Here is a 25,041-nt window from a genome sequence, read left to right on the forward strand (position 1 = left end):
CCCGCGGCGCCGGTCGCCGCGCCTTTCGTCCCGCCTTCTACTATCTGATCGTATACCCCGCCGCCAACACATCCGCCGTTGTCATTGCCCACCACGCAACCGGCTTCGTGGAGTGGAAGAGCGAAGCCGCCGGCGACGGAAGCGGGCGGTTGCGGTTGCGGCTGAATAGGTTCAGCCGAGGCTGATTGCACTCCCGCCATGGCCAGTGCGGGAACGGCAACCCCGATGAATACTCCCCCGATAGCGCGTCTGATCTGCATGTCTACTCCTCGAAAAACATGAGTTGTTTCGTGCTTCTGGACGCTTCGAACATAAAACGGCACATACGTCCAAGACAAGGGTTTGAGCCAAAATAGTTCGCCAAGGTATCGAAAGTTTGAAACCTGAAGCACATCGCTTGCCGCTCAACTCCCGTTTCGGCTTCGACTCGAGCGGCGTTGTGCTCGATCTCATCGAGGAAGGCTGATCGGCCGGAAAGAGTGGAAAGGTCTCGCCAATGACTATGACCAGTGCCCCGTGGCGTCATCCCCAGCCCCAGCTGTCACGACTTCGCCTGGACGCAATTCCCGCGGAGATGCTGCATGCCTTGGCAATGGGACAGTCGATTCCCGCATCACACCACAGTGTTTCGCCCTATCTCGCCGGGGTCGAATGCCGCAGCCTGTGGCGGAGGAGAAGCAAGCAGATCATCGACATCCCCGGTGATGCATCGTGGATCACGCGGCTGATGGTCGACCCGAACGTCGCCATGCCAGTCGGCGTGGCCGGCTTCCACGGAGCTCCCGACGAGACGGGGATGGTGGAGATCGGGTACCGAGTCGATCCTGAGTTTCGTCGACGAGGCCATGCCCGACGTTCGGTAGAAACCCTTCTCGCCGTTGCACGGCAACACAAGAAGGTGCGTACTGTTCGCGCCACCGTCAGCCCGAACAACACGCCCTCGCTGGCCCTCATCGAGAGCTTCGCGTTCATCGAAGTGGGTGAGCAATGGGATGACGAGGACGGCCTCGAGATCGTCTACGAAGTCTCCGCAGCACCGGCACAGCACGATCAAGCGGTACGAACGGCTCCGCGGTAAAAGTCGGCGCGATCGTGTGCAGACATTCCGCCCCACACGCCGTACGGCTCGTTCGCCTCTAGTGCGTGCTGACGGCATTGCTCGAGCACCGGGCATCGGCCGCAGACCTGCTTGGCGGTCTTTTCCCGCGTGGCGCGGGCACGGCCTCGCTCCCCCTCGGGATGGAAGAACACGGACGAGTCGAGACCACGACACAGACCGTCGAGTTGCCAGTCCCAGACATCTGCATTGGGAACGGGAAGTTGGACCGGCCTGGCGGGTGCGCCTCGCACCATGAGCTGTCTCCTCACTGAAAAGTGAACAAGCTCACCTTCTCGCATTCGTCGTACTTTTACAAGTCCTTTCGGTCATTCGTAGTACTTAAAATCAAGCGCGCTTGCTTGGAATATGCACTTACCGGACACTCCGCCCCGGACCTCTGCCCTGTTTCGGCCCCCGGGTGTGGATCAATGTCCCATTGCCGCACTCTGACCGACTGAATCCCGCATTGATCCGAACCCGGGTGGGGAGCGAGAGGGCAGAGGCAGGCAGCACTCAGTGGCTTTCGGACATTCCTGCGCGTTTTTCGAGTTCGACGAGGACGTGTTCGGCGATTTTGGTGGGCGGCGGGCCGATGTCGACGACGATGGCGTTCTCGTCGTCGCCGAGGGGTTCCAGTGTCGAGATCTGGGTGTCCAGCAGCGAGGACGGCATGAAGTGGTCCATCCGTGCATTCAGACGCCCGCTGATTCGGTCCTTGGTTCCGGCCAGGTGCACGAAGATCACCGGCGCCCCGTCCCTGGCTCCTGCGCTCAGTACGTCCCGATACGACCGTTTGAGTGCCGAGCACGTCACGATTCCCGATCGTCCCGTGCTGGTGTGGTCGGTGATCCACTCGGCGATGATGTCGAGCCACGGCCATCGGTCCTCGTCGGTCAGGGGCTGACCCGACGCCATCTTCGCGACGTTGGCGTCCGGGTGCAGGTCGTCGCCCTCTTGGAGGTCCCATTTCAAGGCTCCGGCGAGGATGCCTGCCACGGTGGATTTGCCCGATCCGGATACCCCCATCACCACGAGAACCGGATGGTGCGCTCTGCCTGTCTTCTCTGCTGCCATGACTCGATACTGCTCCATCCGGTGCATCGGGATCGGACAGACGCGAGAAACCGGGCAACCCGTGGGACGATCGATCGGACATGACCGAGACCAACGATTTTCGCCAACTCCACGATTCGGTGCTCGACGAGCTCGGGCGCGACATCGTGAGTGGCGCGATCCCGAGTGGCACCCGAATCTCGGCCGACGATGTCGCCGTGCGGTTCGCCGTATCGCGAACCGTGGTGCGCGAAGTCGTTCGTGTTCTCGAGTCGCTGGGCCTGCTCACCGTTCGGCGTCGCGTCGGCATCACAGTGCTGGGGTCGCAGAACTGGAACTCCCTCGACCCGGTGGTCATCCGCTGGCAACTGGCCGGGCCTGCCCGCGCCGAGCAGCTGCTGCTGCTCAGCGAACTGCGGTCCGGTATCGAACCTTTGGCAGCCAAACTCGCTGCCCACCGAGCCACCCCCGAGCACTGCGGGGCGCTCACCGCTGCCGTCATCGGAATGTCCTCGACGTCGCGGTCCGCGGACTCGGAGGCCTACCTCGAACACGACTGCAACTTCCACCGCACGCTGCTGGAGGCGTCGGGCAATCCCATGTTGCGGTCGATGTCGGACATCGTCGTCGAGGTACTCGCCGGACGCACCCGCCATGCCTTGATGTCGCGGCAAGCAGACCCCGAGGCCATCCGGTTGCACGGAGTGGTCGCGTCCTCGATCCAGTCCGGTGACGCCGACGCCGCACAACGAGCGATGTTGGCCATCGTCACCAAATCCGCGAGGTCGATGTCGGCTGCTTCCGGTGTGACGCCGTCGCCCGGTCTGGTTCCCGACCAGCAGTGATGCACCGGACGCACGAAGCCAGGTACGCCGAGACGAGGTTCATCGCCTAGATTCGACGCGTGACTGCTCTCGAATTGCCGCTCGAACTTCGCCGCGCACTCGTCGGAGTCGCTCGGACTCCGCGTTTGCTCGTCGCGTCCGATTACGACGGAACCATGGCTCCGATCGTCTCCGACCCGCAGAAGGCCTTCCCGCACCCCGAGTCCGTCAGCGCCATGCGCGGGCTCGCCTCCCTCGCCGGCACCAACGCTGCGGTCATCTCCGGCCGCGCTCTTCGCGATCTCGCGATCCTCTCGCGATTGCCGTCCGAGGTGCAGCTCGTGGGCAGCCACGGCAGCGAGTTCGACGCCGGGTTCGTCAACGCCATCGACGACGACGCCAAGAAGCTCCTCACCGTCATCACCGGCGAGCTCCAAGCCATCGCCGACGCCCATCCGGGCGTGAGTATCGAAACCAAGCCGGCCAGCGTCGCACTGCACGTGCGCAACGCCGAGCCCGCCGCGGGCGAGGAAGCCCTCGCCGCCGTGCGTTCCGGTGCGGCCGCACGCGACGGCGTCCAGGTGACCGAGGGCAAGTCCGTCATCGAACTGGCCGTCATCATCACCGACAAGGGCGTCGCCCTCGATATCCTCAGACATCAGGAAGCCTCTACTGCTGCAATCTTTTTCGGTGACGACGTCACCGATGAGAAGGCATTCGGCCACCTGCACGGGCCCGACATCGGAGTCAAGATCGGGCCGGGCGATACCCTCGCCGAGTTCCGCATCGACAGCACCGAGCACGTGGCACTGGCACTGGCGTTCCTGCTCGAGGAGCGTCGGCAGTGGCTCTCCGGAGCCGACGCCCCGCGCATCGAACGACTGACGATGTTGGCCAGCCCCAACGCCGTCGCGCTGCTCACTCCCGATGCCGACGTCACCTGGCTCTGCCACCCCGAGCCCGATTCGGCAGCGGTGTTCGCGCACCTGCTCGGCGGCGATCAGGCCGGTCACTTCAGCATCGGACCCGTCCGCGCATCGCTTCCGCTGAGCCAGCAGTACGTGGACGGCACGATGACCGTGCAGACCAAGTGGGCCAGCCTGCAGGTCACCGACTACCTCCCGCACGACATCGGCCAGGGCCAGACCGCGCTGACACGCGTCATCACCGGCAAGGCACCGGCCATCGTCACGTTCGCGCCGCGTCCGGAGTTCGGAAAGGCGTGGGCGTCACTGGAACCCGACGTCGACGGACTGCGCATCCTCGGCACCGCGGACCCGATGGTCCTGCGCAGCCCCGGTGTCACCTGGAACATCGTCTCCGACGGATCCCAGCAATCGGCCCACGCCGAGGTCGATCCGTCGAACGGGCCGATCGTTCTCGAATTGCGGCTCGGCACAGACGATCTGAGCGAGCACCCGTGGCCCGAGGTCGAACGGCGTCGAGCATCGGAGTCGTACTGGAAGGACTGGGCCGACGGCCTGAATCTGCCGCCGCTCAAGCGCGACCTGATGAAGCGATCGGCCCTGACGCTGCGCGGCCTCGTGCACTCCGAGTCCGGTTCGATCATGGCCGCCGCCACCACGTCATTGCCCGAAGATATCGGTGGAGTGCGCAATTGGGATTACCGATACTGCTGGCTGCGCGACGCAGCATTGACCGCAACCGCACTGGTCGACGTCGGATCGACAGCCGAGGCCGAGAACTACCTCTCGTGGATCCACGGGGTACTCGAATCGGTGTCGGGACCCGAACGCCTGCACCCGCTCTACACCATCTGGGGCCTGGGCCTGCCGCCCGAGGCCGTCATCGACGAGCTGCCCGGCTACGCCGGATCGCGTCCGGTCCGCGTGGGAAACGCTGCCAACCAACAGGTTCAGCTCGACGTCTTCGGCCCCATCGTCGAATTGGTGTCCGCCCTCGCGCACGCCCGCAAAGCCGCTGGTTCGGAGAACGGCCTGTCCGACGACGACTGGGACCTCGTCCGCGCGATGGTCGAAGCCGTCGAGCGACGCTGGTTCGAACCCGATCACGGCATCTGGGAGATCCGAGACAATCCCCGCCACCACGTCTACTCGAAGGTGATGGGCTGGACGACGGTGGACCGCGCCATCGGTCTGGCCGAAACATTTGGTCGCACAGCCGAATCGAGCTGGTCCGAGCTTCGTGACACCATCCGAGAAGAAGTGCTCGCCAACGGCTGGAACGACGAGGTGCAGTCCTTCACCGCCGCATACGACGGCACCGACCTCGACGCCGCGACGCTGTACATCGGCCTGTCCGGACTGATCGAGCCGTCGGACCCGCGTTTCGCAGCCACCGTCACCGCAACCGAAGCCGAACTGCGCAGCGGATCGACGGTCTACCGCTACCGCCACGACGACGGTCTGCCCGGCGGCGAGGGCGGATTCCACCTGTGCGCAGCATGGCTCGTCGAGGCATACCTGCTGGTGGGCCAACGCGCCGAGGCCGAGGCTCTGTTCGCTCAACTCGTCAGCGCCGCCGGACCGACCGGACTGCTCAGTGAGGAATACGACCCGATCGCCGAACGGTCGCTCGGCAACCACCCCCAGGCCTACAGTCACCTGGGGCTGCTGCGCTGCGCGAGATTGCTCAGCGCTCAGCCCGTCTGACCCCCACCCCCGGTTCACTCCTCCCCAGTTCACTCCTCCCCAGTTGGGATCAATGCGCCTTTGTTGCACTCAGACTGACTGAAACCCACATTCATCCCGAACGGGGTTCCAGCCGACACTGAATGAATGTGGCTTTGTTGCACTCTGAGTGACTGAAACCCACATTGATCCCAAATGGGGCGCAAATCTGGAGTGAGCGCGCGAGGACAGCTCAGGCGATTGCGGGCGGTTGAGCCGGCGGCGGTGCTGCGGTGCGGCCGCGGAAGAGTTCGGTCGGGAGGGTTTCGGCGGCGACGATGCCCGAGTGCGAGGACGAGAGCACCAGTTTGCCTGCGCGGCGGCCTTTTTCCTCGGCGTCCTGGCGCACGGTGGTCAGGTTCTCGCGAATGGCGTCGGAGATGCCGTCGAATCCGGTGACCGAGAGTTGGATCGGCACATCGATTCCCGAGACTCTGGCGAAGTTGAGTGCACCGAGGGCGATGACGTCGGTGGTGCACAGCAGTGCAGTGGTCTCGCGGTTGGCCTGTAGTGCCTGGGCTGCGGCGGAGTGGCCGGAGCGCACGGTGTGGTCGAATCGTTCGACGACGGTGAGGGTGTCGGGGTCGAGTCCGGCGTCGATCATGGCGGCCTGGACTCCGGCGATACGTTCACGTTGGACGTGGAAGTGACTGTCGGCCAGCCGCCCCGGGGGTACGACGCCATCGCGGCGGTCGCGTCCGAGCCGCATGCACAGCACTGCAAGATGCTCGTGTCCCAGCGAGATCAGATGTGCGGCGAGCATTTTCATGGCGACGCGGTCGTCGATTGCGACGAGGGCGGCCTCGGGGATGTTGCGGGGTTGGTCGCATACGACGATGGGTAGGTGTCGTTCGCGCACTGCGGCCAGGTAGGGGTCGTCGTCGGCAACGGAGTAGACGACGAATCCGTCGACTCCTGCTTGTTGGACGACGGCTGCGGCTTGGACGTCGTCGCGTTCGGCTCCGGCGGGGATGAGCAGCAGTCCTTGTCCTGCGGCCTCGCATGATTCGGCGAGACCGGCGAGGAAGCTCATGGCGGCGGGGTCGCGGAAGGAGTAGCTGAGGGCTTCGGTGAGCAGTAGTCCGATGGCTCCGGCTTTGCGGGTGCGCAGCGATCGCGCGACCGGGTCCGGGCCTGCGTAACCGCGTCGCTTGGCTGCCTGGAGAACGCGTTCGCGCAGTTCGGGCGAGAGTTGATCGGGTCGGTTGTAGGCATTCGAGACGGTGGTTCGCGATACCTTCAGCTCGGCTGCGATCGACGCCAACGTCGCTTGACGTCGGGGCTCGCTTGACCTGGCCATAACCGGGACGTTAGTCCCACACCACGCTGCAGTGAAAATCGAGGTTGGGCTCGTCCGATTCGATACCGAGCCCGCCCGAGAGCTAGAGTACAACGGTAACGGTTTCCATTAGCGTCAAGCCCTGCCTTCAGGAGTACATCGATGTCGTCCTTCCACCGCCCGTCTCGGGTCAAGAGCTCGGCCCTCATCGGCCTGACCTGCGCTGCCGCGCTGGCACTGACCGCCTGCAGCTCCAACGAGCCGACGAGCACCGAGTCCGCACCGGCCAACCCCGTCGACGGTCCGATCACGATCGTCGCGTCCACGAACGTGTGGGGCAGCGTTGCCGAGGCCGTTGCGGGCGACCTGGCCACCGTGAAGTCGATCATCGCCGACCCGTCGGCAGATCCACACTCGTACGAGGCGAGTCCCGGTGACGCTGCCGCGGTTGCCGAGGCGTCCTTGGTGGTCTACAACGGCGGCGGCTACGACCAGTTCATCGAGGACATCCTCGGTTCCGAGGGCAAGGACGTGCCGTCCGTCGATGCCTTCACATTGCTCGACGCGGACCACGATCACGACTCCGAGACGACGTCCGAGGCAGCAACCGAGTCCGCAACCGAGCCCGCGACCGAAGACGGCCACTCGCACGGTGAGGTCAACGAACACGTCTGGTACAACGCCGAGGTCGCAGCACACACCGCCGAGGAGATCGCCGACAAGCTCGGTCAGCTCGACCCGGACAACGCCGCGCAGTACACCGCCAACGCCGAAACGTTCCATGAGCAGATCCACGCCATCACCGACGTGACGGACCGGATCGCCGCCGAGTTCCCGAACGCACCGGTGGCACAGACCGAACCGATCGCGCACTACCTCCTCGAGGAGTCCGATCTCGACGACCGCACTCCCGAGGACTTCAAGGACGCCATCGAGGAGGGCAACGACCCGTCGCCCGCATCGATCGCCTCGACACGGGATCTGTTCACGTCCAAGTCCGTCCGCGCGCTGGTCTACAACACTCAGACCGAAGACGCTGTCACACAGGACATTCGCACCACCAGCGAGGCTGCGGGCATCCCCGTCGTCGAGGTCACCGAAACTCTGCCCGCCGGGATGACGTTCATCGAGTGGCAGACCAAGGCCGCGACGGACCTGCAGGCCGCGCTCAGCACCAACCCGTGAGCCGATCCGCTTCCCGATCGGTGGGCAGCTGATGGAAAGCTGTAACGCATGCCTGCTGTAGAACTGCGCGATGCCGGACTGGCCTTCGGCGACCGCACCCTCTGGCAGAACCTGGATCTGTCCGTCGCGGCGGGCGAGTTCGTCGCCGTCCTCGGCCCCAACGGGTCGGGCAAGACGTCGTTGCTCAAGGTGCTGCTCGGTCAGAACCACCTCACGTCCGGCACCGCGTCGATCGGCGGCAGTCCCGTTCGCCGCGGCCAGTCGGGCGTGGGGTACGTCCCCCAGCAACGCAACATCGACGACGATCTGCCGCTACGCGGACGCGATCTCGTCGGTCTGGGCTGGGACGGCCACAAATGGGGCATGGGACTGCGCGGCATGCGGCAGCGCAAGGAGACGGTGCAGCGCGCCATCGATCAGGTCGACGCTAATTCCTTCGCCGGCGCACCGGTCGGCTCGATGTCCGGTGGTGAACAGCAGCGACTGCGGATCGCCCAGGCACTCGTCGGCGATCCGTCGGTACTGCTGTGCGACGAGCCCCTGCTCAGCCTCGACCTCGCCAACCAATCGTTGGTCTCCGGCCTCATCGATCGCCGACGGCGGGAGCACGACACAGCCGTGCTGTTCGTGACGCACGAGATCAACCCGATCCTTCCGCTCGTCGACCGCGTCGTCTACATCGTCGACGGCCGGTTCCGGATCGGGACTCCCGAGGACGTCATGACCACCGAGGTGTTGTCCGAGCTGTACGGCACCGAGGTCGAGGTGCTGAAGGTTCGCGGCCGGCTCGTCGTCGTCGGAACCGGCGACTCGATCGATGCGCTCGGCTCGGCCGGCGCCCACCACCCACCCGTACCGCACGACGGAGAAGACAAGGCATGAACGAGAAGGTTCTCGACGCATTCTCGAAAATGCTCGACTTCGACACCACGGCGAATCTGCTGAGCTACGACTTCGTTCAGCAGGCGTTGATCGCCGCTGCCATTCTCGGATTGCTCGCCGGCGCGCTCGGACCGCTCATCGTCAGTAGGCAGTGGGCCTTCGCGGTGCACGGATCGAGTGAACTCTCCCTCACCGGTGCGTCCGCTGCACTGCTCGTCGGTATCACCGTCGGACTCGGTGCCATCGTCGGGTCCGTCGTCGCCGCGGTGATGTTCGCCTTGCTCGGCAACAAGGCCCGCGACCGCGACTCGGTCATCGGCGTCATCATGTCGTTCGGCCTCGGCCTGTCGGTGCTGTTCATCTGGCTGTACCCGGGCCGAACAGGCACCAGCTTCTCGTTGCTCATCGGCCAGATCGTCGGCGTCGGGCAGAGCGGAATCCAGCTGCTGCTGGTGTGCGCCGTCCTCGTGCTGATCGTCCTCACCGTCGTGTACCGGCCGCTGCTGTTCGCCAGCACCGACCCCGAGGTGGCCCTGGCCCGCGGCGTCCCCGTTCGCGCACTCTCGGTCGTGTTCGCCGTACTCGTCGGTGTTGCCTGCGCACTTGGCGTGCAGATCGTCGGCGCGCTGCTGGTGCTCTCGCTGCTCATCACGCCTGCCGCGGCCGCCGCGCGGGTCACGGCCAGCCCGCTGAAGGCGACGCTGCTGTCCATCCTCTTCGCCGAGATCGCCGCTGTCGGTGGCATCTTGCTCTCGCTCGCTCCGGGGCTCCCGGTCTCGACTTTCGTCACGACCATCTCGTTCGTCATCTACCTCCTCTGCCGCGGCATCGGGGCAACCCGCAAGGCCAATTCCGGACGGCTCGTCGCCGCCTAGACTGTCCAAGGTGACGGCCATCGATCTCAACGCCGATCTCGGCGAAAGCTACGGTGCGTGGACTCTGGGCGACGACGACGCGTTGCTCGCAGTGGTGTCCAGTGCCAACGTCGCGTGCGGCTTTCACGCCGGTGATCCGACCACTCTGCTGCGCACGTGTCGCTCTGCTGCGAACGCGGGCGTGCGGATCGGGGCTCAGGTCGGCTATCAGGACCTCGCCGGATTCGGTCGACGCTTTCTCGACGTCGCCCCCGCAGACCTCACCGCCGACGTGATCTACCAGATCGGTGCCCTCGACGGCCTTGCCCGAGTGGCCGGTTCGGCCGTCACGTACGTCAAACCGCACGGTGCGCTGTACAACGCGATCGTGCATCACCGCGAGCAAGCGAAAGCCGTCGCCGAGGCAGTCGCCGCGTACGACCCGCACCTGCCGGTACTCGGACTGCCCGGTTCGGCATTCCTCGACGAAGCCGAACGCGTCGGGTTACGCACGGTCGCAGAGGCTTTCGCCGATCGCGCCTACACCCCACAGGGAACTCTGGTCTCGCGCTCGGAACCGGGAGCCGTGCTCAGCGACCCGGAGGCGGTCGCCAACCGGGTACTGACGATGATCACCGACGGTACGGTCGAGGCGGTGGACGGCACAACGGTCGAAGTCCGCGCCGAATCGATCTGCTTGCACGGCGACTCCCCCGGCGCAGTGGCGATGGCGAATGCCGTGCGGGACCTGTTGCGCGCCAACGCTGTCGATATCTCTTCCTTCGTCTGATGCGCCTCCTACCCGCAGGCGAGAACGCGCTGCTGATCGAGTTCGCCGACCTGCCCGAGACCATGTCGTACCACCGGTCCATGGTCCGCCAACGGCCGGACGCGGTCGTCGATCTGGTTCCTGCCGCCCGCACCGTGCTGGTGATCTTCGACGGGGCACCGGCACCGATACTCGAGTGGGTCGCGGCGCTGGAACCCGCTGTCGACGACCCCACTGCCGCATCCGAGGCGGTCACGATTCCCGTCTCCTACGACGGCGCAGATCTCGACGACGTCGCCCGCCTGACGGGCCTGTCCACCGCCGAAGTGGTTGCAGCGCATACGGAACAGACCTGGACGGTCGCGTTCGGCGGCTTCGCGCCCGGCTTCGGCTACCTCGTCGGCACCGACACCCGACTGCACGTGCCGCGGCGTGATTCACCGCGCACCAGCGTCCCGGCAGGCGCAGTGGGTCTGGCCGGCGAGTTCTCCGGCATCTACCCGCGATCCTCACCCGGGGGATGGCAGTTGATCGGCCGCAGCGACGTGACGCTGTGGGACAGTGAGCGCACTCCACCGGCACTGCTCACACCCGGCACCACCGTCCGATTCGAGTCGACATGAAGGCCCTGACCGTCCTGCAGACGGGTCCGCTGTGCACCGTCCAGGATCGTGGACGACGTGGCCACGCGGCGGTGGGCGTCGGACGATCCGGTGCAGCGGATCTCCGTTCACACGATGCGGCAAACCGTCTGGTGGGCAACGACTTCGGGGCCGCCACCCTGGAAGTGACGTTCGGTGGCCTGCAGGTCCGAGCCGAGTTCGACGCCGTCATGGCCGTCACCGGCGCGCACGTGATCTGCCGCGTGGACGGCACCGTGCAGGGACTGCATTCGACGCTCGTGGTCCGAGCCGGGCAGGAGTTGACTCTGTCGCCGCCCACATCGGGTCTGCGCAGCTACCTCGCCGTCCGGGGAGGCATCGACGTCCCTCCGGTTCTCGGCAGCAGATCGACGGACACGATGTCGGGCCTCGGGCCCGATCGACTCTCCCCCGTGACGGTGCTCCCGGTCGGCGACGCCACAGACCAGTGGCCTGCAACGGATTTCGTAGTACCGAACCCGCTCGAGCAGACACTGCACATCACGTTCGGCCCGCGCGAGGACTGGTTCACCGAGCACGCCCGATCGGTTCTGGTGCAGCAGCCATGGACGGTCACGCAGGATTCGGATCGCGTCGGCATCAGGCTCGACGGCGTGCAGCCCTTGACCCGCGCGGTCGACGACGAATTGCCCAGCGAGGGAATGGTTCTCGGGGCACTACAGGTGCCGCCCTCGGGACAGCCGGTGTTGTTTCTCGCCGACCATCCCGTCACGGGCGGCTATCCGGTGATCGCCGTCGTCACCACGAACGATGTATCCGCCGCCGCGCAACTGACCCCCGGAACGCGAATCCAGTTCCGCGCTACCGGTTGATCCAGGCCCCGCGCAACCTCAGCCTCGACGCTGACGCGCGATGTCGGCCAGCACGACGCCGGCAGCGACGGAGGCGTTGAGCGATTCCACCGGCCCCGCCATCGGGATCGACAGGATATGGTCGCAGGTCTCGCTGACCAGACGCGAGAGGCCCTTGCCCTCGGACCCGACGACGATGACGACCGGCCCCTTACCGTCGAAGGTGTCGAGGTCGGTGTCGCCGCCTGCGTCGAGGCCGACGACGGTGACGCCCTTGGACTGCCAATCCTTCAGTGTGCGAGTCAGATTGACCGCCCGCGCGATGGGCAGTCGGGCTGCGGCACCGGCGCTGGTGCGCCATGCCACCGCCGACACGCTGGCGCTGCGACGCTGCGGAATCACGACGCCGTGGCCACCGAACGCGGCCACCGAACGCACGACGGCACCGAGGTTGCGCGGGTCGGTGATGTTGTCGAGCGCCACGAGCAGTGCGGGTTCCTGGTGCGTGCGCGCGTTCGAGATCAGATCGTCGGGGTGCGCGTAGCGGTACGGCGGCACCTGCAGGGCCAAGCCCTGGTGCAGTCCGTTGGCGCTGAGCTTGTCCAGATCGGAGCGGGGAACTTCGAGGATGGAGATCCGTGCGTCGCCTGCGCGCTGCACGGCTTCCTTGAGTCGATCGTCACTGTCGGTGCCGACGGCAACCCACAGGGCGGTGGCGGGCACGCCTGCACGCAGGCACTCGACGACCGGGTTGCGCCCGAGTACCACCTCGGGACCGTCTTCGGCCTTACGTCCGGCCGGGCGTCCACCCGCGCGTCCTCCGGTGGTAGCGCCGCGGTTCTGCGCGGACTTCTCGGCGAGCTTGGCCCGACGCGCTGCGGGATGCTTGGTGCGCTCGGAGGCGGGGGGCGTCGCGCCGCGGCCCTCGAGGCCCTTACGACGCTTGCCTCCGGATCCGGCGACCTGTCCCTTCTTGGTGCCGTCCTTGCGGATTGCGCCGCGCCTACTCGAATTGCCTGCCATCACAAACCTGCTTCGTCGGTCTTGCTCGTACCCAGCGACCATTCGGGCCCGTTGGGTGTATCTGTCACATCGACTCCGGCCTGCGCCAGTCGATCGCGTATCTCGTCGGCGACGGCCCAGTCCTTGGTCGCCTTCGCCGTTGCTCGACGCTCAAGCTCGGCCTCGACGAGAACGCCGAGTGCACCGAGAGCTGCTGCGTCCGAACCACTGTCGCTCGACCAGTGCGGATCGAGGGGGTCGACACCGAGGATGTCGAGCATCGCCCGCACGCTGCCCGCATGCTCCACGGCTGCCGGTAGGTCACCGGACTCGAGGGCGGTGTTGCCGAGGGTGACGGTGGCGTGAATCTCGGCCAACGCTTTGGGAACTCCGAGATCGTCGTCGAGAGCCGCGGCAAACCCGGCGGTCCACTTGCCCATCGGAACGTCACCTGCGCGTTCGACAGCTCGCCGGACGAATCCTTCGATGCCCCGGTACGTCACCGCCGCGGTCTCGAGCGCAGTGTCGGAGTATTCCAGCATCGAGCGATAGTGCGCGCCGCCGAGGTAGAACCGAAGTTCTTGCGGCCGAACCTTTTTGAGCACGTTGGGTACCGAGAGGACGTTGCCGAGAGACTTGGACATCTTCTCGCCGCCCATCGTCACCCAGCCGTTGTGCAACCAGTAGCGCGAGAAGCCGTCGCCGGCCGCCATGGATTGGGCTCGCTCGTTCTCGTGATGCGGGAACACGAGATCGAGTCCGCCGCAGTGGATGTCGAAGTCCGGACCGAGGTAGGTCTCCGCCATCGCCGAGCACTCGAGATGCCAGCCGGGACGGCCTGGGCCCCACGGCGTGGGCCACGAGGGCTCGCCGGGCTTGGCACCCTTCCACAGTGTGAAGTCGCGAGGATCGCGCTTGCCCTCGGCAACGCTCTCGCCCTGGTGTACGTCGTCGAGCTTGTGACCGGACAACGCGCCGTAACTCGGGAAACTCTGCACGTCGAAGTACACGTCTCCGCACGAATCGGCGTACGCGTGGCCACGCTCGATCAGCCGCTCGATCATCTGGACCATCTGAGTGATGTGGCCCGTCGCACGCGGTTCGGCGGACGGCGGCAGCACACCGAGTCGGTCGTAGGCCCAGGTGAACGAACGCTCGTACGTTGCCGCCCACTCCCACCACGGACGACCGGCGTCGCGCGCCTTGTTCAGGATCTTGTCGTCGATGTCCGTCACGTTGCGAACGAAAGCGACGTCGTAGTCGTGTGCCAACAGCCAGCGGCGCAGGACGTCGAACGCCACTCCGCTGCGTACGTGGCCGATGTGAGGCTCACCCTGCACCGTTGCCCCACACAGGTACACCGATACATGGCCAGGGACCAAGGGGGTGAATTCCCGCAGGGCCCTCGTCTCGGTGTCGTGTAGGTGAAGGGTCACGACCAGCAATGCTACCGGTGGTTTTACCTCGTCATGACAAGTGCGGTCGCGACGGCCGCGATTCCTTCGCCGCGACCGGTCAGCCCGAGCCCATCGGTGGTGGTCGCGGACACCGACACCGGGGCACCGAGCACACCCGAGAGAACGTCCTGCGCCTCGACGCGGCGCGGTCCGATCTTGGGCCGATTACCGATGATCTGCACCGCAGCGTTGCCGACCGCAAACCCGTCGGCGTCGAGCAACCGTCGTACCTCGGTCAGCATCGCGGCTCCACTGACCCCGTCCCACTCCGGACGCCCGGTACCGAAGACCGACCCCAGATCGCCCAGGCCCGCAGCGGACAGCAGGGCGTCACACAGCGCGTGCGCGGCGACGTCGCCGTCGGAGTGGCCCTCGAGACCGTCCGCGTCCTCGAAGAGCAGTCCGGCCAGCCAGCAGGGTCGGCCGGGAGCGATGGGGTGGACGTCGGTGCCGATGCCGACTCTCATAGGAGCGCCTCTGCCAGTAGTAGGTCGTGCGGAGTGGTGATCTTGAATGCGAGGGCGTCCCCGACGATGGTGTGCACCGTCTCGCCTATCCGCTCGACCAGTCCCGCATCGTCGGTCGAGATGTCGGTAGCTGCGGCATAGGCACGACGCAGGACGTCGGCGTCGAAGCCCTGCGGGGTCTGGACCGCACGCAGACTCGCGCGATCGGGCGTGCCGACCACAGCGCCCATGAGGTCGACTTCCTTGACGGTGTCGACGACGGGCAGCACCGGGATGACCGCTGGTCGTCCCGCTCGGACCTCGGCGACGACGCGGGCGATCAACGCGGGCGGCGTGAGAGCGCGAGCGGCGTCGTGGACCAGCACGACGGAAGCGTCTCCGACGACGGCGAGACCGGCGCGCACCGAATCGGTGCGTTCGCGGCCGCCTGCCACGACGATGACGTCGTCGCCGACGAGCCCGCGGGCCGCGTCGAGCAGATCGACGGGCACGATGACGACGATGCGGTCGACGGCACCCGAGGCACGCAGTCCGTCCACGGATCGCGTGAGAAGAGAGTCGGTACCCAGACAGACGAAAGCCTTCGGCTCGTCGTGTCCGAGCCGAAGGCCTTTACCTGCTGCGGGTACCAGGGCGACAACGTCGCCGGCGGTACCGTTCACGCTACGAAGCTGCTCATTCTGCGAAGCTGCTCACTCTACGAAGCGGTGGCGAGAACTTCGTCGAGCATGGTGTCGGCCTTGGCCTGGTCGGTTCCCTCGGCCAGTGCCAACTCGCCGACGAGGATTTGACGCGCCTTGGCGAGCATCCGCTTCTCGCCTGCCGACAATCCACGATCCTGCTCGCGACGCCAGAGATCACGAACGACCTCTGCCACCTTGTTCACGTCACCGGAAGCCAGCTTCTCCAAGTTGGCCTTGTAGCGACGCGACCAGTTGGTGGGCTCTTCGGTGTGCGGTGCGCGCAGCACCTGAAAGACTTTGTCGAGGCCTTCTTGCCCGACGACATCGCGAACGCCGACGTACTCGGCATTGTCCGCGGGGACTCGAACGGTGAGGTCGCCTTGCGCGACCTTGAGAACCAAGTACTCTCTCGGTTCACCCTTGATGGTGCGTGTCTCTATCGCTTCGATCAGCGCCGCTCCGTGATGGGGGTAAACGACGGTGTCTCCGACCTTGAAAATCATGTGACAAGTGCCCCTTTCGATTTACCCAGAATACCACGCCCAATATCAACGGCGCAGGTCAGGGGCACAGTGCTGCCGAATCAGGGGTTGACACAGACGGTTCGACGTGTATCCGGGGCCACATTTCGGCCGCGGTCGTAACACCCCCGTTCCGTGCGGAAGGCTGCCCTACCTGGCGCATCGTGAGCAGTGGCGGACCCCACGAGCGGTCGGTGGACGAGAACTACTACTCTGCCTAGTGGACGAGATGGACCGAGCCGGCCCGGCACCACATGGAGGACGACCGAAGTGACTGCAATCGACGCTGCGACACCGCTTGGCCGCCATCGCAGAACGGCCGCCGCCCTCGCGCTTCTCGCTGGTGGCACCCTCGTACTCACCGCCTGCGGCGCGGGTCAGATCTCGCAGACGGCCACTCAGGTCGCGGCGGTCAACGGCAATTCCGTCGACGTCGGAGACATTCAGCTTCGCAACGTGCACGTCGTGTACCCCTCCTCCGAGGAGTACAGCATCGAGCCCGGCGGCACCGTCGAGCTCGGGTTCACGGCCATCAACGCCAACCCCGCCGTTGCGGACGAGCTGACCGGGATCTCCTCTCCCGAGGCTCGGGTCACCATCGTCGACGAGGCAGAACCGGGCAGCACCGAGATCGCTCCGCTGACCGCGCTCGGTGCCGGATCACCCGCCGACACGCAGCTGGACGATCCTCTGCTTCCGATCCAGCTCATCAAGGTCGAGATGGCCGACATCAGCGAGAACGTGCGCCCGGGCCTGACGCTGCCGGTCACCTTCGAGTTCGCCAATGCGGGCGATGTTGTCGTCAACGTGCCCGTCGACGCCGGTCACGAATTGGAGCGCTCCGAGGAGGCAGTCTCCGAGCACAGCGGCGGGCACTGACCCCTCCGTACGAGGTCACCGGACCTGTCGGTGCCGATCGTTAGGCTTCCGACGTGGTCAAACTGAAGTCGAGCTACCGCTGCTCCGCGTGTCATCATTCGGTCTCCAAGTGGGTCGGTCGGTGTCCCGAATGCGGCGACTGGGGCTCGATGGACGAGGTCCAGGCCACCGCGGCACCGCTCACGTCGCGCGCAGGTGCATCGGCGCTCCGCTCGGGCGGCGGTGCCATGATCCCGACGACGCCCGCAGCTGCACTGACGACCATCAGCAGCGCAACCTCGCAGGCGAACACCACCGGCATCGACGAGTTCGATCGTGTCCTCGGCGGCGGTCTGGTCCCCGGTTCGGTCGTTCTGCTGGCCGGTGAGCCGGGCGTCGGCAAGTCGACGCTGCTGCTCGAGGTGGTGCATCGGTGGGCGCGTTCGGCTCCCAATCGCCGCGCGCTCTACGTCACCGGTGAGGAATCGGCAGGGCAGGTTCGGCTGCGGGCAGACCGTACCGGCGCGGTGCACGAGCGCGTCTTTCTCGCCGCCGAGTCCGATCTGGCAACCGTGTTCGGACACGTCGAACAGGTCAAGCCCAGCCTGTTGATCGTCGATTCGGTGCAGACCATGCTCGCCGCCGACGTCGACGGCGTCATCGGCGGTGTCACTCAGGTCCGCGCCATCACCAGTGCGTTGACCACGCTGGCCAAGACCACCGGAGTCGCCGTTCTGCTCGTGGGGCACGTGACGAAGGAAGGCGCGGTGGCAGGCCCGCGCTCGCTCGAACACCTCGTCGACGTGGTCCTCAACTTCGAGGGCGACAAGCACTCCACGCTGCGCATGATTCGCGGCGTCAAGAACCGGTTCGGTGCCTCGGACGAGGTGGGCTGCTTCGAGTTGCGGGAGACCGGAATCGTCGGCATCAGTGACCCGTCCGGGCTGTTCCTGCATCACCGCAACGACGCCGTCCCCGGGACCGCCGTCACCGTCACGATGGACGGCAAGCGACCGCTGCTGGCCGAGTTGCAGGCACTGATCGTCGACACCGCGATGCCGTCACCGCGACGCGCGGTCAGCGGACTCGATCACGCCCGTGTCGCGATGATTCTGGCCGTCCTGGAACGCCGGTGCGGCGTGAAGGTGTCCAAGGCCGAGGTCTATGCCGCGACGGTCGGCGGGATGCGCACGAGTGAGCCGTCCGCAGATCTGGCTCTGGCAGCTGCGGTGGCGTCGGCGGTGCGTGATCAACCGTTGCCCGCAGGAATGGTGATTCTGGGGGAAGTAGGGCTCGCCGGCGAGGTACGACGCGTCGCCGGGCTCGGGCGCCGCCTCGCCGAGGCAGCCAGACTGGGGTTCAACTACGCCATCGTCCCCGAGGACGCGGGCCCCATCCCGCCCGGCATCAAGGTCAAAACCGTCACCAACGTCGGCGAGGCCCTGACGTACACGCGTATGCGGCCGGTATGACACCGGGCGGTACCCTTTACGGCGCTGCCCGTGTGCAACGGCGTGGCCCGCATTCGGCGGCGCGTTAGTCTTTGTTGGGCACGAGCTCCAGATCTGCCGCATGCCGTTACGACACGAGGGGGTTGGCCATGGAAGGCGCCGCGCAGTCCCCGGCGTTACGCGAGACCATCGCTCGACTGGCACCGGGCACCGCCCTGCGGGACGGTCTCGAACGAATCCTGCGCGGCCGCACCGGCGGATTGATCGTCCTGGGCTACGACGAAGAGGTCGAGGCCATCTGCGACGGCGGGTTCGAGCTCGATGTCGAGTTCGCGCCGACACGACTGCGCGAGCTGTCGAAAATGGATGGCGCAGTAGTGCTTTCGACCGACGGGCAGCGCATCGTTCGGGCCAATGTTCAGCTCGTCCCCGACCACAAGATTCCTACCGTCGAATCCGGCACCCGACACCGCGCGGCCGAGCGAACCGCGATGCAGACCGGGTATCCCGTTGTCTCCGTGAGCCAGTCGATGAGCATCGTCAGTGTCTACATCAGCGGCATCAGGCACGTCGTCGAGGGCTCAGCCACCATCCTCTCGCGCGCCAATCAGGCCGTCGCCACGCTCGAGCGATACAAGGCCCGGCTCGACGAGAACACGCGTCAGCTCTCGGTCGTGGAGATCGAAGATTTCGTGACCCTGCGCGACGCGTTGACCGTCGCCCAGCGCCTCGAGATGGTGCGACGGGTGTCGGTGGAAATCGAGCAGAACGTCCTCGAGCTCGGCACCGACGGCCGTCAGCTCGCTCTCCAGCTCGAAGAGTTGTTGGGCGACAACGACATCGACCGTCAACTGATCGTGCGCGACTATCTCGCCGGCAACGAACCGTCGAGCACCACCGGCGTGGAGAAAGCGCTCGCGGCGCTGGACAAGCTGACCGATGTCGACCTGTTGGACCTGACGACTCTGTCCCGGGCATTCGGTTATCCCGCGACCATCGAAGCGTTGGACACCCCGATGAGTCCGCGCGGTTATCGCGTACTGACGCGAGTGCCGCGGTTGCAGTTCAGCCAGATTCACCGACTCGTGGGCGCATTCGGCACTTTGCAGGGCCTGCTGGCCGCCACCGCAGCCGATCTGCAGTCGGTCGACGGCATCGGCGGCCTGTGGGCCAGGCACATTCGAGAGGGGCTGTCGCGCTTGGCAGAGGCCTCGATCTCCGGGCCCTACGACTAGGAAGCGCTACAACCGAGACCCGGGACCACTGGGAACCGGTAACGCCTACCGCTTCTTGGTCCCCGGGAGGAAACCAGCGTCGATCACGGCTTTCACGTAGGGCCGTGCGCTCGTGATCAGCTGCTCCGCATCCGGAACGGTCTTCCACACTGCCGAAGCCATGGCGTCGGTGCGATCCTCGATGTGCCGATCGAGAGCGGTGCCGGCCTCGGTCAACGTCTCCCCCTCGGCAGAAGTGGTGAGCAGCCCCCGGACGGCGAGTCGTTCTGCAGCCGAATCCCATTCGGTCTCGGACCACTGTCGCGTCAGCTGTGTGATGCGCTTGCCGAGCGCTCGGCGCCCGGGCTGCGGTGTCGGGCGGACGGCTTCGTGGAACACCGCTGCTTCCGCGGGGTCGAGTTCCGCGTCGATCAACGCGGCGAGGTGGCCGTCGCCCCGCCACTCACGCAGCACGGTGATCGAATGCCACAGGGCGAGATGAGGCACGTCGGGTCGTTCGGTGGAATGCCATGCTGCTGCGAGAGGACGGCCGGCGAAGGACGCCGCGTCGCCGATGCTGCGCAACCGCTCCGCGATGGTCGCGAGATCGGGCTCGGAGGCCAAGGAACCCAGTGCTGCGCCGAGGACGGAGTCGAGCAGTGCCCACCGACGATCGGACACTGCATCCAGACCGACGGCCACAGCGGCCGGCCACGCCTGCTCGATCAACACCGGGTTGAAGTTGTAGAACGCAGCCGCGACGACGCTGGGCGCGCACGGACCCATCGGCGCGGCCCTCGCGCCCACGTACCAGGCATGACCGTCGAGTCCGGTGTCCTCGTACGCAGATCCGAGTTCAGGATTGAAGTACGCGGTCACATGGAAGGGTTCGAGCGTCGTGTAGGCCGCTCGGGCAAGCGCTGTCGGGGTGGTCATGAGATTCGACCGTACTCAGCCGGTGATGTTGAACGGTTCCGGCACGCTCTTGAGTTCGCCGAGCTGTGCGATGGCCTGGTATGCACCGACGCCGACCGGGACGCGCTCTTCACCGCAACCGGGAACCGAGTTGGTGCCCGACCACTTCACCGTGAAGCCGGCCTGCTCACCGGGCTTGAAGGTTCGCAGATCCGACGCAGCGTTCGGGAAGCAGTCGATGTTGGACCAGATGCGCTGATTGTCGAGCGTGTAGACGAGCGCCTGCTGCAGCCCGGCACCGACGTCGCGCTGGCACTCCGCTGACCCGATGTTGGTGATCACGACGGTGAACACGGGCTCTTCGCCGAGGCGATAGGTGGCCTTCTCGGGCGTCACCTTGATCGCGAGGGACTGATCCGGGCACTGGTTGGCGATCGCCGGAGCCGGCGCACCACTGGTCGTTGCTGCTGTCGTGCCACCGCCGGCCGCGGAGTCGGTACCGCCGCCCGAACCACCGGACCCACCGGAACCGCCCGATCCCTCACCCGAACCACCGGAGCCACCCGAACCACCGGGCGTGGCAGACGAGCTGGGCGACGGCAGCGCGGACGTGGTCGCCGGAGCTGCGACCCCGGCCGGAGCGGCCTCGGGGTCGTCGGAACGACCGCTGAGCGAGGCGATGAACCACACGATCAAGCCGAGGACGACAACGGCCGCACCGATGGCGAGTGCGCGGCGTCGCCAGTAGATTTCGGGAGGCAATGGCCCGGTCGGTTCCAACACGAATCAACCGTATGCGGCCGAAGCCACGCTATCCCTGAGCCCACGCGGCGTGTCGCACCGGCGAACGGGCTTTCGGGGGCTGCCGGACCGTCAGGCGGGCTGTTCGACCGTTCAGGCGGGCTGTTCGCCGATGTCGCCGATGACCTCGCGAAGCTGCGCACGCCCCTTGGACAGCTGGTACGTGAGCCCGACGATCGCCAGCTCGCCGGCTTCGACCTTCTCGGCGACGATGCGCGAACGCTGCATCAGTAGGTTGCCGGTTTCCTGGACGTGGCGCGCCTCGAACTCGTCGACGGCTTCGTGGCCGTCGCGTCGGGCCGAGAGCACCGACGGGGTGACGCGCTCGACGACGTCGCGGATGTAGCCGCCGGGCACGTCGCCGCTTTCGAGTGCGTCGACAGTCGCCTGGACGGCACCGCAGTGGTCGTGTCCGAGCACGACGATCAGCGGAGCATTGAGCACCGCGACGCCGTACTCGATGGAGCCCAGAACAGCGGAATCGACGACGTGGCCGGCGGTGCGAACGACGAACATGTCGCCGAGGCCCTGATCGAAGATGATCTCGGCGGCGACGCGTGAGTCGGCGCAGCCGAACAGGATGGCCCCGGGGTGCTGAGCGCTCTCGAGCCGGGCGCGGTCCTCGATCCCCTGCGACGGATGCAGGACCTCTCCGGAGACGAACCGTTGGTTGCCTTCCTTGAGTGACTTCCAGGCAGCGATCGGATTCGAAGCAGGCATAGCTCTCATTGTGCACGCGCAGCGGGTTACCGGCGAGTCGGGTGCACGCGCAGCGGGCTACCGGCGAGTCGGGTTCACTACTGTTGGTACCCGTCACAGACACGAGAAGAAGGGCGCACAGTTGCCGATCGATCCCGAGGCCCTGCTCGGATGGTTCGATACCGACGGACGCGACCTGCCGTGGCGTCGTCCGGGAGTGACCGCATGGCAGATCCTGATGAGCGAGATCATGCTGCAGCAGACGCCCGTCGTGCGGGTGGCTCCCATCTGGGAGCAGTGGGTGCAGCGGTGGCCGGTCCCCTCGGCGATGGCCGCGTCGTCGCAGGCCGAGGTGCTGCGGGCGTGGGGGAAGCTGGGGTACCCGCGTCGCGCATTGCGTCTGCACGAGTGTTCTCGGGTGCTTGCCGAGGACTACGGCGACGAGGTTCCGCGGGACGTCGACACCCTGCTCGGCCTGCCCGGCATCGGGGCCTACACGGCCAGGGCGGTGGCGACTTTCGCCTACGGCCAGCGAGTTCCGGTGGTGGACACCAATGTTCGACGCGTCGTCGCGCGTGCGTTGCACGGCAACGCCGAGCCTGGAAATCCCTCGACGACAAGGGATTTGGCCGACGTCGAACAACTGCTTCCGGTCAGCGTGCCCCGCGCCGCCCGGTATTCGGCGGCATTGATGGAGCTCGGCGCGCTCATCTGCACCGCCAAGAATCCGGCGTGCCTGCTGTGCCCACTTCCCGAGTGCGCCTGGATCGAGGCCGGGCGGCCTGCGCACACCGGCCCGGCGAAGAAGGTGCAGAAATTCGCCGGAACCGATCGACAGGTACGCGGCAAACTGATGTCGGTCCTGCGGGAGAGCACCGGGCCGGTGGAGCGGGCTCAGCTCGACATCGTCTGGCCCACCGACCCAACCCAGCGTGACCGCGCATTGGACTCACTGTTGACCGACGGCTTGATCGAGCAGACCGAATCGGGCTTGTTCGCGCTGGCCGGTGAGGGTTCGGACAGCTAGGACGACAGAAACTCCACCAGAGTCGCATTGATGGCGTCGGGTCGTTCGAGGTAGCCGAAGTGGCCCGTATCGGCGATTTCGACGTAGCGCGCACCGGGTATCGCCGCAGCCACTTCACGACACTGCTGCACCGGAATGAGCCGGTCGTCGGCGAATCCGACGACGAGCGACTTGGCCGAAATTCGGCGATACGCTATCAATCTGTCTGTGCCGGCACGCATTTCGAGTCCGATCTGCGCCCGCATACCGGCCGTCTTCTTGCCGCCGGAGTATTCGAGCACCGCCAGCCAGTCGCCGATCGCTGCCTCGTCGGCCAAGGTCTTGGGCGAGAAGTTCTGCATCGCAGTCATCGCCGCCCGGTACGAGGCCGGAAGTTCGACTCCGGCGTCGAACAGGTCTTTCTCACCCTTCGTCAACTGCTGACGCATTGTGGTGTTTTTGCCGTAGGTGGCCATCATCACTGCGTGCGACACCAGATCCGGCCGCGCCAACGCCAATTCCTGGGTGACGCGTGCGCCCATCGACGTGCCGACGACGCGCGCCTTTCCGCCGCCGAGATGTTCGATCAAGGCGGCGGTGTCTTCGACCAGGTCGTCGAGCGTCATCCCGCGCGCACACTCGGACGACGGTGCGATACCGCGATTGTCGAATGTGACCACGCGATATCCACTCTTCACCAGCGCGGGAACCTGATGGGTTCGCCAGACGCGGCCCGGGCTTCCCGTTCCCATCACCAGAACCACGAGCGGTCCGTCACCGGTGACGTCGTAGTTCAGGTCGATTCCGTTGAGCTGTGCGAGCGGCATTCGGATGATCCTAGTGTGCGCAGGAACCCCTCGACGGCGTCGCGATACCGCTCCGGGGCTTCGTCGTGAACGAGATGCGCCGCACCCTCGACTCGGACGTACACCGATCCGGGCTTGGCCGAGTGCATTCGGCTCATCTGTCCGGCAGGCGTGATGGTGTGCTCACCTTCGATCAACAGAACCGGAGCACGGACGGCATCCCATTCGTTCCAGAAGTGCCGCGTCCCCCACTCCTGCGAAATGGCCTCGAACGTATCGACGTCACCGTGCAGTCGCCAGCCGTCGTCGCTGAGCTCGAACGAATCCAGAAAGTACTGTCCGGCAACATCTCCGAAGAAGGCGCGTACCGCGTCGGCGTCCGGGAACGGTTGCGGCCACGCCCGGATCATCGCCGCCCAGCCGTCCGCCGTTCGACCGCGAAAGTCCGGCGCGATGTCTTCGATGACGAGCGCGGTGACCAGATCGGGTCGCCGCGCAGCCGCACACCAGCCGTGCAGCGCTCCCATCGAATGACCAACCAGCACACTGGGACCCACCGTTTCGAGGTGCTCGATCAGGTCGTCCACGAACGCCTCGGTCGTCAGTTCGGGCGGCGGAGGCCGACGGTGGCCCGGGGCGTCGTAGGTGTGCACCCGCCCGAATTCTCGGAGCCACGGAATCTGGCGTCGCCACGTCGCCGCACTGCCCATCAGCCCGTGCAGCAGCAGTATCGAACGGCCGGATCCACCCTCGTCGTAGAGCATCACCGCCGAGCATATCGGCGGGGTAGTCTCCCGAGAATGGCCATTGTGAAGATCAACGCGATCGACGTACCCGAGGGCGCAGGCCCCGAGCTCGAGAAGCGCTTCGCCGCGCGTGCCGGAACGGTCGACGGTTCACCCGGTTTCCTCGGGTTCCAGTTGCTCCGTCCGGTCAAGGGCGAGACACGCTATTTCGTCGTCACCCAGTGGGAGGACGAGGAGTCGTTCCAGGCCTGGTCCGGTGGCCCGTCACGGCAGGCGCACGCCGGTTCCGGCGAGAGCAAGCCGGTCGCGTCGGGCGCGTCACTGCTGGAGTTCGAGGTCGTGCTGGACGTGCCCGCCACCTCGTGA

At 66.1% G+C, this 25,041-nt stretch carries 27 protein-coding genes; 14 read left to right on the top strand and 13 right to left on the bottom strand.

What is annotated here, in order from left to right; translation table 11 throughout:
• Positions 1 to 496: 496 nt before the first annotated feature.
• Entirely contained in the window at positions 497 to 1,078 is a 582-nt protein-coding gene (locus tag JLZ96_RS22645) for a GNAT family N-acetyltransferase (RefSeq protein WP_236254213.1), read from the top strand.
• On the opposite strand, the gene JLZ96_RS22650 is transcribed toward JLZ96_RS22645, so the two are convergent.
• Complete coding sequence (locus JLZ96_RS22650; RefSeq protein WP_032364923.1) at positions 1,051 to 1,353, bottom strand: WhiB family transcriptional regulator; 303 nt, start codon at positions 1,351 to 1,353, stop codon at positions 1,051 to 1,053. The genes JLZ96_RS22645 and JLZ96_RS22650 overlap by 28 nt on opposite strands.
• Before the next feature lie 259 nt (positions 1,354 to 1,612).
• A complete protein-coding gene (locus JLZ96_RS22655) occupies positions 1,613 to 2,173 on the bottom strand; it encodes a gluconokinase (protein ID WP_032364969.1) in 561 nt (186 codons plus the stop codon).
• 80 nt (positions 2,174 to 2,253) lie between these two features.
• Here JLZ96_RS22655 and JLZ96_RS22660 point away from each other — a divergent pair, with 80 nt between their 5' ends.
• Positions 2,254 to 2,997, top strand: coding sequence for a FadR/GntR family transcriptional regulator (locus JLZ96_RS22660; RefSeq protein WP_027494331.1), 744 nt, complete (start codon positions 2,254 to 2,256; stop codon positions 2,995 to 2,997).
• Between the two features lie 59 nt (positions 2,998 to 3,056).
• Positions 3,057 to 5,609, top strand: coding sequence for a trehalose-phosphatase (otsB, locus tag JLZ96_RS22665; protein ID WP_201011323.1), 2,553 nt, complete (start codon positions 3,057 to 3,059; stop codon positions 5,607 to 5,609).
• 211 nt (positions 5,610 to 5,820) lie between these two features.
• Here the strand turns inward: otsB and JLZ96_RS22670 are convergent, their stop codons facing one another.
• Complete coding sequence (locus JLZ96_RS22670) at positions 5,821 to 6,927, bottom strand: LacI family DNA-binding transcriptional regulator (RefSeq protein ID WP_201011324.1); 1,107 nt, start codon at positions 6,925 to 6,927, stop codon at positions 5,821 to 5,823.
• Between the two features lie 141 nt (positions 6,928 to 7,068).
• On the opposite strand from JLZ96_RS22670, the gene JLZ96_RS22675 reads away from it, so the two are divergent.
• Genes JLZ96_RS22675 through JLZ96_RS22700 form a run of 6 tightly spaced genes read left to right on the top strand, consistent with a single transcriptional unit; the run spans position 7,069 to position 12,070 of the window.
• Positions 7,069 to 8,091, top strand: coding sequence for a metal ABC transporter solute-binding protein, Zn/Mn family (locus JLZ96_RS22675; protein ID WP_032386084.1), 1,023 nt, complete (start codon positions 7,069 to 7,071; stop codon positions 8,089 to 8,091).
• 48 nt (positions 8,092 to 8,139) lie between these two features.
• On the top strand, positions 8,140 to 8,973 hold the full coding sequence (locus JLZ96_RS22680; protein ID WP_027494335.1) for a metal ABC transporter ATP-binding protein: 834 nt from the start codon (positions 8,140 to 8,142) through the stop codon (positions 8,971 to 8,973).
• The gene (locus JLZ96_RS22685; protein ID WP_027494336.1) at positions 8,970 to 9,848 is read left to right on the top strand and encodes a metal ABC transporter permease; all 879 of its coding nucleotides are present in this window, start codon (positions 8,970 to 8,972) and stop codon (positions 9,846 to 9,848) included. The genes JLZ96_RS22680 and JLZ96_RS22685 overlap by 4 nt, the downstream gene beginning before the upstream one ends.
• 10 nt (positions 9,849 to 9,858) lie before the next feature.
• Positions 9,859 to 10,617 carry a LamB/YcsF family protein gene (locus JLZ96_RS22690; protein ID WP_201011325.1) on the top strand — a complete coding sequence of 253 codons (759 nt, stop codon included), beginning with the start codon at positions 9,859 to 9,861 and terminating at the stop codon, positions 10,615 to 10,617.
• Positions 10,617 to 11,219, top strand: coding sequence for an allophanate hydrolase subunit 1 (locus JLZ96_RS22695; protein ID WP_201011326.1), 603 nt, complete (start codon positions 10,617 to 10,619; stop codon positions 11,217 to 11,219). The genes JLZ96_RS22690 and JLZ96_RS22695 overlap by 1 nt, the downstream gene beginning before the upstream one ends.
• Positions 11,216 to 12,070, top strand: a complete 855-nt coding sequence (locus tag JLZ96_RS22700; RefSeq protein WP_201011327.1) for a biotin-dependent carboxyltransferase family protein — start codon at positions 11,216 to 11,218, stop codon at positions 12,068 to 12,070. The genes JLZ96_RS22695 and JLZ96_RS22700 overlap by 4 nt, the downstream gene beginning before the upstream one ends.
• Before the next feature lie 18 nt (positions 12,071 to 12,088).
• On the opposite strand, the gene rlmB is transcribed toward JLZ96_RS22700, so the two are convergent.
• Genes rlmB through JLZ96_RS22725 form a run of 5 tightly spaced genes read right to left on the bottom strand, consistent with a single transcriptional unit; the run spans position 12,089 to position 16,161 of the window.
• Positions 12,089 to 13,072, bottom strand: a complete 984-nt coding sequence (rlmB, locus tag JLZ96_RS22705) for a 23S rRNA (guanosine(2251)-2'-O)-methyltransferase RlmB (protein ID WP_027494340.1) — start codon at positions 13,070 to 13,072, stop codon at positions 12,089 to 12,091.
• Positions 13,072 to 14,487: a cysteine--tRNA ligase gene (cysS, locus tag JLZ96_RS22710; RefSeq protein WP_094665718.1), complete on the bottom strand. Its 1,416-nt coding sequence runs from the start codon at positions 14,485 to 14,487 to the stop codon at positions 13,072 to 13,074. Before cysS ends, rlmB begins: the two co-directional genes overlap by 1 nt.
• Positions 14,488 to 14,510: 23 nt before the next feature.
• Positions 14,511 to 14,975 (bottom strand): 2-C-methyl-D-erythritol 2,4-cyclodiphosphate synthase, encoded by a 465-nt coding sequence (ispF, locus tag JLZ96_RS22715; RefSeq protein ID WP_027494342.1) that lies wholly within the window; start codon positions 14,973 to 14,975, stop codon positions 14,511 to 14,513.
• Positions 14,972 to 15,637, bottom strand: a complete 666-nt coding sequence (ispD, locus tag JLZ96_RS22720) for a 2-C-methyl-D-erythritol 4-phosphate cytidylyltransferase (protein WP_032388290.1) — start codon at positions 15,635 to 15,637, stop codon at positions 14,972 to 14,974. Before ispD ends, ispF begins: the two co-directional genes overlap by 4 nt.
• Before the next feature lie 35 nt (positions 15,638 to 15,672).
• Complete coding sequence (locus JLZ96_RS22725) at positions 15,673 to 16,161, bottom strand: CarD family transcriptional regulator (protein WP_027494344.1); 489 nt, start codon at positions 16,159 to 16,161, stop codon at positions 15,673 to 15,675.
• 288 nt (positions 16,162 to 16,449) lie between these two features.
• Between JLZ96_RS22725 and JLZ96_RS22730 the strand changes: the two genes are divergently transcribed.
• The 3 genes from JLZ96_RS22730 (at position 16,450) to disA (ending at position 19,723) form a co-directional block, all read left to right on the top strand.
• Positions 16,450 to 17,058 carry a hypothetical protein gene (locus JLZ96_RS22730; RefSeq protein ID WP_032391217.1) on the top strand — a complete coding sequence of 203 codons (609 nt, stop codon included), beginning with the start codon at positions 16,450 to 16,452 and terminating at the stop codon, positions 17,056 to 17,058.
• Between the two features lie 53 nt (positions 17,059 to 17,111).
• Positions 17,112 to 18,509 (top strand): DNA repair protein RadA, encoded by a 1,398-nt coding sequence (gene radA, locus JLZ96_RS22735; protein ID WP_201011328.1) that lies wholly within the window; start codon positions 17,112 to 17,114, stop codon positions 18,507 to 18,509.
• 128 nt (positions 18,510 to 18,637) lie between these two features.
• Positions 18,638 to 19,723, top strand: a complete 1,086-nt coding sequence (gene disA / locus JLZ96_RS22740) for a DNA integrity scanning diadenylate cyclase DisA (protein WP_027494347.1) — start codon at positions 18,638 to 18,640, stop codon at positions 19,721 to 19,723.
• A 45-nt stretch (positions 19,724 to 19,768) separates the two neighbouring features.
• Here the strand turns inward: disA and JLZ96_RS22745 are convergent, their stop codons facing one another.
• The 3 genes from JLZ96_RS22745 to JLZ96_RS22755 form a co-directional block, all read right to left on the bottom strand.
• Entirely contained in the window at positions 19,769 to 20,638 is an 870-nt protein-coding gene (locus tag JLZ96_RS22745; protein ID WP_032371515.1) for a hypothetical protein, read from the bottom strand.
• A gap of 15 nt (positions 20,639 to 20,653) precedes the next feature.
• Positions 20,654 to 21,400, bottom strand: a complete 747-nt coding sequence (locus tag JLZ96_RS22750) for a hypothetical protein (RefSeq protein WP_027494349.1) — start codon at positions 21,398 to 21,400, stop codon at positions 20,654 to 20,656.
• Positions 21,401 to 21,511: 111 nt separating this feature from the next.
• Positions 21,512 to 22,138, bottom strand: coding sequence for a carbonic anhydrase (locus tag JLZ96_RS22755; protein ID WP_027494350.1), 627 nt, complete (start codon positions 22,136 to 22,138; stop codon positions 21,512 to 21,514).
• A gap of 121 nt (positions 22,139 to 22,259) precedes the next feature.
• Between JLZ96_RS22755 and JLZ96_RS22760 the strand changes: the two genes are divergently transcribed.
• On the top strand, positions 22,260 to 23,144 hold the full coding sequence (locus JLZ96_RS22760) for an A/G-specific adenine glycosylase (protein WP_032386079.1): 885 nt from the start codon (positions 22,260 to 22,262) through the stop codon (positions 23,142 to 23,144).
• On the opposite strand, the gene JLZ96_RS22765 is transcribed toward JLZ96_RS22760, so the two are convergent.
• The gene (locus JLZ96_RS22765) at positions 23,141 to 23,950 is read right to left on the bottom strand and encodes an alpha/beta fold hydrolase (RefSeq protein WP_201011329.1); all 810 of its coding nucleotides are present in this window, start codon (positions 23,948 to 23,950) and stop codon (positions 23,141 to 23,143) included. The two genes, JLZ96_RS22760 and JLZ96_RS22765, sit on opposite strands and share 4 nt — an antisense overlap.
• Positions 23,917 to 24,693: an alpha/beta fold hydrolase gene (locus JLZ96_RS22770; RefSeq protein ID WP_052073632.1), complete on the bottom strand. Its 777-nt coding sequence runs from the start codon at positions 24,691 to 24,693 to the stop codon at positions 23,917 to 23,919. The genes JLZ96_RS22765 and JLZ96_RS22770 overlap by 34 nt, the downstream gene beginning before the upstream one ends.
• Positions 24,694 to 24,729: 36 nt before the next feature.
• On the opposite strand from JLZ96_RS22770, the gene JLZ96_RS22775 reads away from it, so the two are divergent.
• Positions 24,730 to 25,041 carry an antibiotic biosynthesis monooxygenase gene (locus JLZ96_RS22775; protein ID WP_027494354.1) on the top strand — a complete coding sequence of 104 codons (312 nt, stop codon included), beginning with the start codon at positions 24,730 to 24,732 and terminating at the stop codon, positions 25,039 to 25,041.

The sequence above is a fragment of the Rhodococcus sp. NKCM2511 genome (genome assembly GCF_014905595.1).
GTDB lineage: Bacteria > Actinomycetota > Actinomycetes > Mycobacteriales > Mycobacteriaceae > Rhodococcoides > Rhodococcoides fascians.